The 14,962-nt window shown below is 48.7% G+C and carries 8 protein-coding genes; 3 read left to right on the top strand and 5 right to left on the bottom strand.

Annotated features, from left to right (window positions below; all coding sequences use genetic code 11):
- Positions 1 to 11: 11 nt before the first annotated feature.
- From D9Y29_RS24015 to D9Y29_RS24005, 3 genes are all read left to right on the top strand, one after another.
- Positions 12 to 1,541, top strand: coding sequence for a RagB/SusD family nutrient uptake outer membrane protein (locus D9Y29_RS24015; protein ID WP_164735531.1), 1,530 nt, complete (start codon positions 12 to 14; stop codon positions 1,539 to 1,541).
- Positions 1,542 to 1,704: 163 nt separating this feature from the next.
- Complete coding sequence (locus D9Y29_RS24010; protein ID WP_127132783.1) at positions 1,705 to 3,087, top strand: 3' terminal RNA ribose 2'-O-methyltransferase Hen1; 1,383 nt, start codon at positions 1,705 to 1,707, stop codon at positions 3,085 to 3,087.
- 6 nt (positions 3,088 to 3,093) lie between these two features.
- A complete protein-coding gene (locus D9Y29_RS24005; RefSeq protein ID WP_127132782.1) occupies positions 3,094 to 5,643 on the top strand; it encodes a polynucleotide kinase-phosphatase in 2,550 nt (849 codons plus the stop codon).
- Positions 5,644 to 5,950: 307 nt separating this feature from the next.
- On the opposite strand, the gene D9Y29_RS24000 is transcribed toward D9Y29_RS24005, so the two are convergent.
- From D9Y29_RS24000 to D9Y29_RS23980, 5 genes are all read right to left on the bottom strand, one after another.
- The gene (locus tag D9Y29_RS24000; protein WP_127132781.1) at positions 5,951 to 7,222 is read right to left on the bottom strand and encodes an NAD(P)/FAD-dependent oxidoreductase; all 1,272 of its coding nucleotides are present in this window, start codon (positions 7,220 to 7,222) and stop codon (positions 5,951 to 5,953) included.
- Positions 7,223 to 7,387: 165 nt separating this feature from the next.
- Complete coding sequence (locus D9Y29_RS23995) at positions 7,388 to 9,781, bottom strand: TonB-dependent receptor (RefSeq protein WP_206513864.1); 2,394 nt, start codon at positions 9,779 to 9,781, stop codon at positions 7,388 to 7,390.
- Positions 9,782 to 10,021: 240 nt separating this feature from the next.
- On the bottom strand, positions 10,022 to 11,017 hold the full coding sequence (locus D9Y29_RS23990) for an endo-1,4-beta-xylanase (protein WP_277601143.1): 996 nt from the start codon (positions 11,015 to 11,017) through the stop codon (positions 10,022 to 10,024).
- A gap of 248 nt (positions 11,018 to 11,265) precedes the next feature.
- Entirely contained in the window at positions 11,266 to 13,881 is a 2,616-nt protein-coding gene (locus tag D9Y29_RS23985) for a glycoside hydrolase family 3 C-terminal domain-containing protein (protein WP_127132779.1), read from the bottom strand.
- A gap of 4 nt (positions 13,882 to 13,885) precedes the next feature.
- A complete protein-coding gene (locus tag D9Y29_RS23980) occupies positions 13,886 to 14,950 on the bottom strand; it encodes a glycoside hydrolase family 43 protein (RefSeq protein WP_241238031.1) in 1,065 nt (354 codons plus the stop codon).
- Positions 14,951 to 14,962 lie beyond the last annotated feature (12 nt).

The following is a 14,962-nucleotide window of genomic DNA, read 5'->3' as shown; positions in this document are numbered from 1 at the left end:
AAACTGCTGATATGAATTTCTCCAATCTATTAAATACAAAAGCCGGATCTGCAGTTTTCCTGCTCACTGCCCTGGCTTTCACCGGGTGTAAGAAACTGGTGGAGATCGATCCGCCGCGCGAAACAATCGCAACCGAGAAGGTCTTCAATACTAACCAAAATGCTTACTCAGCCCTTGCAGGTATGTATTCCATGATGATGACGGGAACAGATGGAAGCCCTAATTTCAGCAATGGCGGCCTTAGCATCTATGCCGGGATGATGGCTGATGAATTAGAAGCGCTGGCCGGTCTGAACAACCCGGATGATTTCCAGTTCTACTCCAATCAATTGAGAAATGATAACGCTCTGGCACAACCGCTGTTCTGGGATGTGCCGTACCGGGTGATCTATTCCGCCAATTCCATCATTGAAGGGGTGGCTGCCTCTACATCGCCATTGCTTTCGGATACTACCCGGACCCAGTTGGCCGCGGAGTCGAAATTTGTGAGGGCTTACTGTCATTTCATGCTGCTCAACCTGCATGGTGATGTGCCGCTGATGACAACAACAGATATCAGGAAAACTGCACTGATCCCCAGAACACCCGTTGCCGAGCTGTACAAGCAGATAGAGGCCGATCTCAGAGATGCAATTGCCAATCTTCCGGGTGATTATGATTTTTCAGCACAACAAAGGAGCCGCCCCAACAAATGGGCAGCAGCAGCATTGCTGGCGCGCGTGTATCTCTACCAGCAAAAATGGGCGGAAGCTGAAGCACAGGCTACCACAGTGATTGATAAGACCAGCCTTTACGATATCATTCCACTGGCAAATGTTTTCAAGCCTAACAGCACTGAAGCCATTTTTCAATTGGAGCATGTGCCCGGCAATACCCACGACATTACTGTTGAAGGTTCCAGGCTGGCGCCTTTCTTCCGTTATTCCGAACTTCCTCCGGAATACCAGGCATTATTCCTGGACCCGGCTTTCTTCCCGGCAGTTGCTCCTCAAATTATCCCATCCTATTTTCTGTCGCTTGAACAATTGGCGGCATTTGAATCGGATGATAACAGAAGAACAGTTTGGGTGGATGGTTTCGTTTCCCCTGATATCGATGGCTATCATGGAAAGAAATATTTCTATCCTGTGAAGTATGAAGGCATTCCAACCGCCAATAATGCCCCGATCCCCGCACAGGCGCATATGGTGCTCAGGCTGGCTGAACAATACCTCATAAGGGCCGAAGCCAGGGCACAGCAAGGTGTTGATCTCACCGGAGCTGCTGCGGATATCGACAAGATCAGGAACCGCGCAGGACTTGACAATACAGCAGCGGCCAGTAAGGAAGAACTGCTGGAAGCGGTTTTGCATGAGCGTCAAACAGAACTCTTCACGGAAGACGGACAAAGATGGTTTGATCTCAGAAGATTTGGGAAGGCCAATGCCATTTTAGGCGCCTTGCCCAACAAGCAGCCCTGGAATCCCGATCATTTGTTGCTACCGATCCCTGCAAGGGAAATTCAAAAGAACCCGCTGCTGGTGCCCAACCCCGGCTACTAATATTTTCTTTCATGTAGTTCTTTTAAGTACAGCCCCGGAATTTTCCGGGGCTTTTTTTATGGAACAGTTTTGCTTCCTGCATCTATCCTTTCCCGGTTGTCACTCATAAGGATTTTTAGTTATTTTTGAAAAGGGCCCTTTTCCCGTCAACCAGGAATTTATTATGTTACTTACTATCAGCACTACACGAAAACCTGCATCCGACCTGAGCTTTCTCTTGCACAAACATCCCGGTAAAGTGCAGCAGGTGGAGATTTCTGCAGGCATTGCACATTTGTTCTATCCGGAAGCTACAGACGAAAAATGTACCATCGCACTATTGCTGGACATTGATCCCGTTGGCCTCGTCCGTAAAAAGAACGAGAACGATTTTGCTTTGCAACAATATGTGAACGACAGACCCTATGTGGCCAGTTCCCTTATGAGCGCCGCCATCGCCAAAGCCTTTGGTACGGCCATGGGCGGCCGATGCCAGCTGAAGCCGGAACTGGTGGATATCCCTTTCCCACTGGAAATACAACTGAGTGGTCTGCCTGTTTCAGGAGGGGAGGAATTGCTGAGGGCCTTGTTTGAACCTTTGGGCTATTCGGTTATTGCTTTCCGTTATCCTGTTGATCCAAAATTCCCGGAGTGGGGACTTAGCCGGTACTACTCAGTTCAGTTGAACAATACCATCACCATCCGGCAATTGCTTTCGCATCTTTACCTGCTCATTCCCGTTTGTGATAACGAGAAACATTATTTCGTGGGGCAGCATGAAGTGGAAAAACTGATGGAGAAAGGAAAGGACTGGCTGCCATCACATCCAGCCCGTGAGCTGATCACCAAACGTTACCTGAAATACAAGAGCAGTCTTACCAATGAAGCCCTCAGTATATTATTGAAGGATGAGGACGAAGAACAGGCAGATGCAACTGAAGAAGCGGACAATACGACGAAACTGCGTGTACACGATCAGCGCCTGCAGGCGGTTTGCGATGAACTCTTACTCACCGGAGCCCATTCCGTTGCGGACCTCGGTTGTGGTGAAGGCAAACTGCTCAAACTCCTGATGGAACAAAAGCAGTTCAAAAAAGTATTGGGCATGGATGTGAGCCATCGTTCGCTCAGTATCGCCAACGACAGGTTGAAAACAGAAAGGATGCCGGACAGACAGCGTACAAGGCTCAGCCTGATCCAGGGGTCCCTTATGTATCGGGACCAACGCCTGGAAGGTTACGAAGCGGCTGCCCTGGTAGAAGTGATCGAACACCTGGACGAGCCAAGGCTCGCTGCCATGGAAAAAGTAATATTCGGCTATACGAAGCCGGTATATGTTATCATCACTACTCCGAATAAAGAGTACAATGTACTTTTTGAATCGATGCCGGAAAATGCGATGCGGCATACTGATCATCGCTTCGAATGGACGCGGCAGGAATTTTCCGATTGGGGCAACCGCGTAGCTGCCGAGCACGGTTACCATGTCAGTTTCAAAGCCGTGGGTGAAGAACAACCCGAAGTGGGTGCGCTCACCCAGATGGCTATTTTCTCAAAGAACAAATAATCCCTCATGCGATCAAACGCAGAATACATACATGTTCCTGGGCTCTCTCTGATTGTGCTGATCGGGGCTTCCAGCTCCGGTAAATCAACTTTCGCCCGGAAACATTTCAAGCCAACAGAGATCGTCAGTTCGGATCAATGCCGCGCTTTTGTGAGCGATGATGAGAACAGCCTGTCTGCTTCCAATGATGCATTCGACCTGGCGCGTTATATCGTAGCTAAAAGATTGAAGAATGGCTTGCTCACAGTAGTAGATGCCACTAACGTGCAGGAAAGCGCCAGGAAGGACTGGATCAAACTGGCGCGTGAATACCATGTGCTGCCTGTAGCCATTGTGGTGAACACGCCGGAAAAGATCTGCTCACAACGAAGCAAGGTCCGCCCGGACCGTGATCTCGGCCCACATGTTATCCCGCACCAGATCTCGCAATTACGCAGAAGCCTTCGTTACCTCAAAGCTGAAGGCTTCCGCCAGATATTTGAGCTGAGCGTGGAAGACACAGACAATATCAAAGGCATCATCCGCGATCCTTTGTATAACGATAAGAAAACCCTACGTGGTCCTTTCGATATCATCGGTGATATCCATGGCTGTTTGGATGAACTGCTTTTGCTGTTGCAAAAACTCGGCTATCAAAAAGAAAATGGAAACTGGATCCATCCGGAAGGCAGAAAACCTGTGTTCCTTGGCGACCTGGTGGATCGCGGTCCTGATTCTCCGGGCGTACTGAAACTGATCATGCCGATGGTGAAGGCTGGCCTTGCCTGGTGTGTGCCCGGTAACCACGATGATAAACTGAAGCGATGGCTCACCGGCAAGCAGGTACATGTGCGTCATGGACTGGAAGCTACTGTTGCGCAACTGGCAGGAGAGTCCGATGAATTCCGCAAGGAGATCGTGGATTTTGTGGATGGACTGATCAGTCATTATGTTTTTGATGATGGCAAACTGGTTGTAGCGCATGCAGGCATGAAAGCATCCATGCAGGGACGTGGATCGGGTGCTGTCCGTGAGTTTGCGCTGTATGGGGAGACTACTGGTGAAACGGATGAGTTCGGTTTGCCGATCCGTTATAACTGGGCTGCAGAATACAGGGGCAAGGCGATGGTGGTATATGGTCATACGCCTGTGCCGGAGCCGCAATGGCTCAATAATACGATCGATATCGATACAGGTTGCGTGTTCGGCGGCAAACTCACTGCACTTCGCTATCCTGAAAAAGAACTTGTTTCTGTTCCGGCAGCGAAAGTGTACAGCGAGCCCGTTCGTCCGCTCGCGCCGGCGCCTGTTACACTCACGCTGCAGCAGCAACAGGATGACGTATTGGATATCTCGGACTTCACCGGCAAGCAGATCGTTCCCACCAGGCTGGGACATAATATTACGATTCGTGAAGAGCAATCCATCACTGCACTTGAAGTGATGAGCCGTTTTGCGGTAGACCCGCGCTGGCTTATCTATCTTCCTCCTACGATGAGTCCATCTGAAACCAGCAGCCTGCCTGATTATCTCGAATATCCCACTGAGGCATTCGATTATTTCAAAAAAGCAGGCATTCAGAAACTGGTCTGTGAAAAGAAACATATGGGATCGAGAGCTGTAGTGATAGTAGGAAGAAATGCAGCAGCCATTCAGAAAGCTTTCGGTATTACTGGAGATGCTACCGGTGTGATCTATACGAGAACAGGACGCGCTTTCTTCACTGATACTGCCATTGAGCAGGCATTATTGCAACGATTGAACACAGCACTTGAGTCGGCGGGGATCTATGATCAATTCAATACGGATTGGGTTTGTCTGGATACCGAGCTCATGCCCTGGAGCAGCAAAGCGCAGGCGCTGTTACAGAATCAATATGGCGCTGTAGGAGCAGTGGCTACGGGTTCCCTGCAAGCTGCAATTCAGACACTGCAACAGGCAGGCACACACGTAGAGGTTCAATCACTGCTGGATCGCTACCAGGAAAAACAAGCCAGCGTTCATGATTTCATCATGGCTTACCGTCAATACTGTTGGCCGGTGGAGCAACTGGAGGATTACAAGATAGCTCCTTTTCATATCCTCGCAACAGAAGGCCAGACCTATTTTGATAAGGACCATGGCTGGCATATGGATACTATCGCCACAATCTGCACTCAGGATGCCGGCATCCTGCTCGCAACTGAATACATGGTAATAAACCTGGAAGATGAGAGCAGCGTTCAGCAGGCAACCGACTGGTGGCTGCAACTCACAGCCGGCGGCGGGGAAGGAATGGTAGTGAAGCCCTGGAATTTTGTCGGGACCAATGCAAAAGGATTGATCCAGCCCGCCATCAAAGTGCGTGGACGTGAATATCTCCGCATTATCTATGGGCCTGAGTATACTTTGCCGGAGAATATGAACAGGCTGAAGAATCGTGGGCTCAATGGGAAACGCTCACTGGCGCTGCGTGAGTTTGCACTTGGTGTGGAAGGATTGGAAAGATTCTGCCAACATTTGCCGCTGCGCGCCGTGCACCAATGTGTGTTTGGCGTGTTGGCGCTGGAAAGCGAACCTGTGGATCCGAGATTATAGTTTTTGTGCCGGCTGTTTTGGGTATATGCGAACCGGGCTGCGAAACAAACCAACACGGGAGGATTTTTTTCTGCTGTAGTTGGTGGGATGGAGCTGTGGTGCTGAACCGGACTTCTTCGCTTATGTTTCGAAGGCCCTGTTCGCATATACCCAAAACAGATGGGCAGCGGGGAGGTGTAACAATTTATTTCGGATCCACGGGTTTGCTTTCTGCGTGTGTGGTAGGGATGGGGTGGGTGTGCGAGTTTGGTTTGGTTTGGATTCGATTGGTTTGAGGTTGAGGGAAGGTGGCTTTGAGATGAGGTTTTCAGGGTTTGTCCTTTTGAGGTCTGATGATGAGACGGAGTGTTGGATTATTGGTGAAGAAGGCCCACATCCAGGAGAAGGCCAGCCATACTTTGTTGCGGAATCCTACTAACGGGATGATATGAACGAAAAGCCAGATGAGCCAGGCAATGAATCCTTTCAGGAATGTTTTGGGAAGATCGGCTACGGCCTTGTATTTGGAAATGATGGCCATGGAGCCCTTGTCGTTGTAGATAAAGGAGTGCATTTTTTGCCCGTCAGCCGCGCGTTTGAGGTTTTTGCCGAGTAAAGTGCCCTGCTGGATGGCTACCTGTGCCAGTTGAGGATGGCCGTTAGGAAAGGCGGGGTCGGTGGTTTGCAAGCAGCTATCGCCAAGAGCATAGATATTGGTTGTGTTCAGTACTTTGTTATTGGCATCTACGAGCAGGCGCTTGCCGCGACCGATGGATTCCGCGGGAATGCCGGGTAAGCTGCGGCCGGTGACGCCGGAGGTCCAGATCAATGCATGGGTTTCGATGGCCCTGCCGTCGGCCAGGATCACTTTCCTATCAACATAATCTTTCACGGCTGTGTTAAGTATGATGTGAACGCCCAGGCGTTCAAGTTGAGTAGTGGCTTCTTTCTGTGCTTTCGGACTCATGGGGCCGAGTAGTGTGGGGCCTGCATCAATCAGGTAGATATGTGAGGTTAAGTCACGGATCTCAGGATATTCCTTGGCCTGGATATAGCGTCCCATCTCAGCCAGCATGCCTGCCACTTCCACGCCGGTAGGGCCTCCGCCGGAAATGACGATGTTCAGCAATCTTGCTTTTTCATCCGGATCGGTAGAACGGACAGCTTCTTCCATGTTCAGCAGGAGCTGGTTGCGGAGAACGAGCGCATCATCGATATTCTTCATGGGAAGCGCATGTTCCTGAACGTTAGTCATGCCGAAATAATTCGATTCTGCGCCTACAGAAAGAACGAGTATATCGTATGAGAGGATACCTGTATCGGTTTCAATGATGTTTTGCTCCGGGTTCACTTTCAGGAAGCTGCCCATATGGAACCTGCAGTTCCTCATTTTCTGGAACATGCGGCGGAAAGGATAACTGATATTGGAAGGCTCGATGAAGGAAGAAGCCACCTGGTACAAGAGAGGCGGAAAGAAATGATAATTGTTCCTGTCTACCAGCGTTACCTGGAAACGATCATCATTGGCAAGTCTTTTTACAAAATTGATCCCTGCAAATCCACCTCCTACAACTACAACTTTCTGAGTATCCTGTGCCATATCGTTCAAATTTATATTCGTGATCAACAACAAAACTATGCCAGGGAGCTAAGGGGAGTGCCATTTGCCGGTGGGGCTTGTCCGGCAAACATAAATTTACCGATAAATATTGAAAACAAAGAGCCCGGACATGCCCGGGCTCTTTTCTATAACAAATGAAAAGGATTAGAACTTGAAAGTAACGCTACCTATGATCGTTCTCAGTTGCTGAGGGTTCAGGGTAGTGTAACCGATATAGTATTCCTGGTTGGTAAGGTTATTACATTTCAGACCGAATCTCCATTTAGCCTGATCATAATAGACAGATGCGTCTACAAGTGTGAATTCAGGAAGTGTGAATACTCCATTCTCAACACTGTTCACGATCATGTTATCGCTTTGGTATCTTACGCCACCACCGATGCCGAAGCCTTTGAGATTACCTGAGAAAGTGTAGTTCACCCAGCTATTGAATGTGTGGGGAGAACCGGAAACGTCCGGGCGACGGCCTTTCACGCCTTCATCGGATTCCAGGAATTTGGAATCGTTGTAGGCATAACCGAGCACAAGGTCAAGTCCTCTTACAGGATGTGCAATCACTTCAGCTTCGATACCCTGGCTTCTTTGTGTTCCATTCTGGATAGAGAAGTTGGGGTGAACAGGATCAGCACGCAATACATTTTTTACTTTGATATTGTAGTAGCTCAAGGTGCTGGTGAGTTTGCCTCCGAGCAGGTTCACTTTTACACCGCCTTCGATTTGAGCTGCTTCTTCAGGGTCGAAGGATTTGCCTTCCCAATCGCTGCCGGGCTTGTTGGTGAAACCATTCTGATAGTTACCGAAGATAGATACTACATCAGGAATGGGCTGGATCACCAGGCCAAAGCGGGGAGAGAAGAATGTTTGCGCATATCCATCCTCGTAACCACCTTTTGTTGGATCGAAATTGCCCCTGAAATCATAGCGGTCTACGCGTACAGCTGCTGATGCAATCACATAATCAGTGATGTTCACTACGTCACCAACATATGCACTGTAAGTGGAAGCCTGGTATTTGTAAGGGTAGTACCAAACAGTGGAGCCATCCTCCAGCATCCTGTTCAGGTTATCCCTGTTGAAATTGGCGTATGTGGGGATCAGTCCGTTCTTGGGAATTATATCGAAATCGGTACCATAGAACATCTGATCGGAGTTCTGGTAAAGATAATCCAGTCCGGCCAGTACGCGGTGCCTGAGCTTGCCGGTCTTGAAATCACCAATGAAGTTCTGTTGAACTTCGTACACATTCATGTTGCTGTTGGCAGTGGACTGTACCGCACGTACCATTGAATCGGCGCCGGGTCGGCCGGTATTGGGTACGAGGTAGTAATAAGCAAAGGGACCATCGGAATTACTGTATGAAGAGCTCACATTGGTTTGTGAGGTCCATTTGTCAGAGATCTTGTAATTCATCTGACCGAAGAAATTGGCCACCTTGGATTTCTGGAAAATATTATTGGCGGAATAAGACCGCTTGTAATCTATTCCCAGTTCTTTAGGGTTATGCGCTCCCAGCTGATCTGTTGGAAAGTAGAAAAATACAAAAGGTTCTGATGCGTTGCTGGAACTGTAAATTTCAGCATCGAAGTTGAAAGATAGACGGTCTGATGCTTTGTAGGTAAGTGTTGGAGCAAATACAAAACCTTTGTTGAAACCGTAATCCCTCCAGGCGCCTTCAGAATAATAGGCGGCATTGGTGCGGAGCAATACTTTTTTGTCTTTGTCCAGCGGGGTGTTGATGTCAACAGTAGCACGGTTGAAACCATAGCTGCCCATTGCATAAGAAACTTCACCACCGAAATGGTCATATGCTTTCTTGGTAACACGGTTGATCAAACCACCATAGGAGGACAGTGTGCTGCCGAAGAGGGTAGCCGAAGGGCCCTTCACTACTTCGATACGATCTACGTTCACTGCATCGGCGCGACTGGTAATATTTCCGGAAATGCCGTTCCTAAGCTGGCTTTGTACAATGAAGCCACGCATATTGTAGTAAGCGCCGCCATCACCCCCACGGCCGGTGGCCTGCCACATGGTTTGTACACCCGGAGAGTTGTGGATCACATCGTCAACGGAAAATGCCATCTGCTGTTTCATCAATGTGCCGGTGATGGTAGTGTATACCTGGGAGTTCTCAGTATTCTTCAAGTTGATCTTCGATACATAATCACTGCTGGTGCGCGTCATCTTATTGCCGCTCACAATCACTTCCTGGAGGTCTTTGGAAGATACCTGCAGTTCGATGGTGATATTGATGGTTTCTTTTTCTTTTACCGTCACTTCCTTTTGATAGGTTTCATGACCTACTAATGAGATCTCGAGAGTATAGTTTCCCGGTTCGAGGTTACGTACTAAGAAATTGCCAAACTCATCTGTTACTGCTGATCTTTTGGTTCCTTTGAAAGTTACCGTAACGGCTTCTGCAGGGTTGCCGTCTGAAGTGGTTACTTTTCCTCTGATGATTCCTGTTTCATCTGCTGCAAAGGTGATCAGGGAGCAGATGAAGATCAGGGTCATCATGAGAACTGATTTTTTCATCATTGTTTTATTTATTTAATTCCGGTCCTGGTTAGTTGTCAGGAAGGCTGCAGAATGAATACAATAGCGAAGAGGTTGCAGCCGTTTGACGGCGCAAAATTAAATGCAGGAACCCCGGGCTCTTATCGAATCCGGGAAATGGGTTTACGAAAAGCGGAAATGCTGGCTACTACTTGCTTATACAGGAATAACCGACTTGCCGGTAATACACTTTGGAATTATAATTGAACAGCCTGGATAAGACTAAAAGTTGACTACTGCTTCGTAAGCACTTTTGCGTTGTAAACGGGCATCAAATAAAAGTGGATGATCCTTCCGGTCTCTCACCGGGAAATTGTCGAGCCAGCTATAACGGTCGGAGATATTCCAGAAAGTGACGCCAGTGATATGGCGGCGGTATTTCCTGAACAGCTGGAAAGCTTCTTTGTAGCGTTGTGTTTGCAGGGCCTGCTTCTCCGGTGAGAAGCTGGTATCTTTATCGGACGCCTGTCTTTTCCTGGCATCATGCTCTTTTCTATAAACAGAGATGTCCAGTTCCGTGATCTGTAATTGAAGTCCTGTGGCGGCAAATTCATTCAATGTGCTGTCGAGTTGTGTAAATGATGGCTCATTTATGGCCCAGTGGGCCTGTAATCCGATTCCGTGGATGGGCACCCCTTTTTGTTGGAGGTTTTGTACAAGGCGGATGATCTTTGTTCTCTTAACGGGATCGATCTCATTATAGTCGTTGTAGAAAAGCAGTGCTTTAGGATCGGCTTCATGAGCGTAACGGAAAGCGGCTTCGATAAAATCCTCACCGCAGATCTGTAACCAGCGGGAGTTTCGGAGGTATTCATCTTTCCTGTCGCTGATCACTTCATTCACCACATCCCAGGCATAGATGACGTCTTTATAACGGGTAACCACAGTTGTAATATGGTCTTTCAATCGTTTCAATAATTCTACTTTGGTTACAGGTTGTCCGTTTGCGTCGTTGAACAACCAGGCCGGCGTTTGGTTATGCCAGCAAAGTGTATGGCCTCTCAGTTTGAGTTGATGCTTACGTGCGAAGGCTGCGATACTGTCTGCATGCGCCCAGAAATACTGGTCTTTTCGTGGATGTATTGGCCCCATCTTCATGGCATTCTCTGCTGTGAGGCTGTTGAATTCTCTGAGAACAAGGTTTGCTTCATCAGTTCTCAAAGCAAAAGGGGAAACGGCAACGCCGATGGGGAAGTAGTCTTTGTAGAAATCTTTCAGTCCTGCTCCGGAAAATAATGTTTGATGAGAAATCGGGGAGTAGTCGCTCGCGTCCCCGCGAGTGACATGTATTCCGTCGCCTCCGGCGACACGGTGCTCGCCGGAGGCGAGCAAATAACCGTCACTCGCGGGGACGCGAGCGACTGCTCCCCGAATAAATGTTGCAGGCTTTTGAGCAAAAGCTATGGGACTGATCAATGCTGTTGCAATAAAAAGCGGGATAATATTTTTAAAATTGAGTTGCATGCTTATTGAATTAAGAGTGATTTGCTGAGAACGGTGCTGGTGGTCTTGTTCTTTACGGCCGGCTGTCCGCCGCCCACACTGATCCATATTTTTTCGGTTGGTTGTACCAGTTTGCCCTCTTTGTTCACCACAGAAAGCATTTCGGGACTGAGGGTGAATTCCACCATCCGGCTTTCGCCCGCTTTCAGTGCGATGCGCTGGAATCCTTTGAGGGCGCGCAATGGAGCAGTTTCGGTTTTGCCTGTATGTGATACGTAGAGCTGAACCACTTCCTCACCGTCAATTTTTCCAGTATTCGATACGCGCACTTTTACAGTGAGGGGCTTGCCTTTTGCGTGAGTAGCGGGCAGTGTAAATCCATCATAAGTGAAACTGGAATAGCTGAGACCATAGCCGAAGGGATAAAGCGGTTTCCCGGTGAAATAGCGGTAAGTCCTTCCTTTCATATCATAGCTATTGAAATCAGGTAGGTCTTTATCGTTTGCATAGAAAGTGACAGGCAATCTGCCGGCAGGATTATAATCTCCGAACAGAACATCGGCGATGGCTGTACCGGCATGCTGACCACCATACCAGGCATTGATGATGGCGGGTATATTCTGATCTTCCCAGGGAATGGCGATAGCGCTGCCTGTCATCATGATGAATACAACCGGCTTACCGGTGGATTGCAGTTCCCGCATGTATCGTGTTTGAATGGCAGGAAGCATTATGGTAGTGCGGTCGCCGCCATTGAAGCCAGGATGGTCCACTTTCATTTCTTCGCCTTCGAGTTGTGGGGAGATGCCACCGGCAAAGAGGACCACATCGGCCTCTTTGATCCTTTCTTTGAGCGCTGCAATATTCGTTCTTCCTGTTTTTCCTGCTTTGAACTGAATGGCTGCATTGCCTTCGCCCTGGTACATTTCAACGCGGATGCGGTATTGTTTTCCTTTTTCAGTGTTCAGCGATAATTTCTTTGCACCCCAGCGGTTGCGCTCCCAGGCGTTGAGCTTTAATTCATCGTTGATGAATATGCGATAACCATCGTCTCCACTGGCTTCAAACTGCAATGTTTCTGTTTCACGGGCTGTGTACACAGTTGTGTACCTGGCGGAGAAATGGATGGTGTTGATGCCATTGGCGGGACTTTGTCCTTCAGGCCAGTAATGGTCGATATCTTTTTCGGTGATGGTGATATCAGGACTTCCTTCCATTTTTTCATTATTCCAGTATTCTGCTTTTACGCCGGTTTTACCATCGGTACTGTACAGGGAAGAGAGATCTTCGAAGATGATCAATGAGTCGTCAGTAAAGTTCACTGCTTTTTCGTAGATGATCTCCACATCCTTGCCCAGCTTGCGTTGCAGCCCTTTGAGCACTGTAATGATCTCAGAGGGCATTCCATTGTAATTGCCGAGTACGGCAATTGGATTGTCTGCATTGGGGCCGATGAGCGCTATTTTTTTGATGGATCTTTTCAGTGGGAGCGTGTTGTTCTGGTTTTTCAGCAGTACAATCGACTGTTTCGCCATTTTCAATGAATGTGCTTTATGGGCTTCACTTTCCAGAACGGATTCATCTATCTGTGTATAGGGCACCATCGAAGGCGGATCGAACTGGCCGAGCCGGTAACGGATAGTGAACAATCTTTCGAGGGAAACATCGAGTTGTTTTTCTGTGATGATATTTTGCTTTACAGCGTCTACCAGGGTTTTGTAAACAGATACGCCGCATTCCACATCGGTGCCATGCAGAACTGCGTCTGCGGCGGACACGGTGGCGTCCTTATGTGTTTTGTGGTATTTGAAAAAATCATCGATGGCCCAGCAGTCGCTGGTCACATATCCATTGAACTGCCATTGGTTGCGGAGGATATCGTTCATGAGGAGATCGCTGGCGCAGCAGGGCTGGTTTCGGAAAGCATTGTAGGCGCACATTACGCCGGCCACTTTTGCATTTGTGATCAGCTCTTTGAATGCGGGCAGGTAAGTGTCCCAGAGATCGTATGCGCTCACATTGGCATTGAAGGAGTGGCGGGATGGTTCAGGGCCGCTGTGCACGGCGTAGTGCTTGGCGCAGGCGGCTGCCTGCAGGTACCTGGGATCATCTCCCTGTAATCCATGAACGAAGGCGCTGCCGAGCATGGCTGTGAGGAAAGGATCTTCGCCATAGGTCTCCTGCCCGCGGCCCCAGCGCGGATCGCGGAAGATATTGATATTGGGTGTCCAGTAGGTGAGGCCGAGATAGCGCTCACGTGTCCTGTTCTTTTTGATGGCGATATTATGGATGGCGCGGCCTTCCGTGGCTGAATATTTTGCCATCGTAAAAAGTGAGGAAGTATCCCAGGTGGCGGCCATACCAATGGCTTGCGGGAATACGGTCACTTTGAAAGGCGTTCTTGCCACGCCGTGCAAAACTTCATTCCACCAATCGTATGCAGGGATGCCGAGCTTTTCCACGGCTGGCGCGGCATTGAGCATCTGTGCAACTTTCTCTTCCAGTGTGAGCCTGCTGATAAGATCGCGCACACGTGTGGCGGTGGGAAGATTATGGTCCCACATCGGATAGGTTTTATATTCCTGTGCCTGCAGATGACTTACGCTGAGCAGCAGGAATATCGCGGTCAGTTTTTTCATGCAATCAGTTTTTATATGCGTTTTGTTTTCTGATGGTCCCGTCTTCGTTGTAGAACAGTTCAGTCACTTTCACATTGCGCAGGAATGTTTTGCCGGAGATCTGCACATCATGATAAAAGAGGTACCAGTGACCGTTGTAGAAAACGATGGAATGATGATTGGTCCAGCCTTCCACGGGTTCCAGAATTACACCTTTGTAAGTGAAGGGGCCGTAGGGATTGTCGCCGGTTGCGTAACAGATATTATGAGAATCGCCGGTGCTGTAGGAGAAATAGTATTTGCCATTGTAGTAATGGACCCAGGCTGCTTCGAAAAAGCGTTTCTCTTTATCGTTTTCCATGAATGGTTTTCCATTTTCATCCAGGAGCTGTACTTCACGAACGGGTTCGGCAAAGGACTTCATATCGGCTGAAAGTTTGGCTACGCGCGGAAGAACGGCTGTATCTCCGGGTTGTGGGATGGGGGCATTGGCATCGTACTGGTTGTTCTTCCAGCGTTGGAGCTGGCCTCCCCAGATACCGCCGAAATACATGTAGTAGTCACCGTTAGCATCCCGGAATACACAGGGGTCGATGCTATAACTGCCTGGGATATACGAAGTTTCTGCTTTGAAGGGCCCCTGTGGTTTCTTGCTGGTGGCTACGCCGATGCGGAAAATATCCTGTTTGTCTTTGGCGGGGAAATAAAGATAATAAGTGCCATCCTTGTAAGCGGCATCAGGCGCCCAGAGCTGACGGCCTGCCCAGGGAATATTGTTGAGCGAGAGGGCAACGCCATGGTTCTTTACCTTACCTTCCACATCTGTCATGGAATAGACGTGGTAATCCTTCATGTTGAAGTGATCGCCATTATCGTTTTCGGCAATACCGGATTCGATATCGTGTGATGGATAGAGAAAGATCCTTCCTTTGAATACATGGGCGGATGGATCGGCTGTGTACTGCTTTGTTATCAGTGGCTGAGATACGGGTTCTTTTTTTAAAGTTCCTTTCTGTGCAAAAGCTGCCGGCAACAGAAGGCTCATGGTTACTGCTGTTGTAAGGGCCGGCTGGAAAAATTTCATTGGCATGATCATTCTGTT

The organism is Pseudoflavitalea rhizosphaerae (assembly GCF_003991355.1).
Classification (GTDB): domain Bacteria; phylum Bacteroidota; class Bacteroidia; order Chitinophagales; family Chitinophagaceae; genus Pseudobacter; species Pseudobacter rhizosphaerae.
The sequence above is the reverse complement of the archived record's forward strand: the minus strand, read 5'-3'. Positions and strand labels throughout refer to the sequence as shown.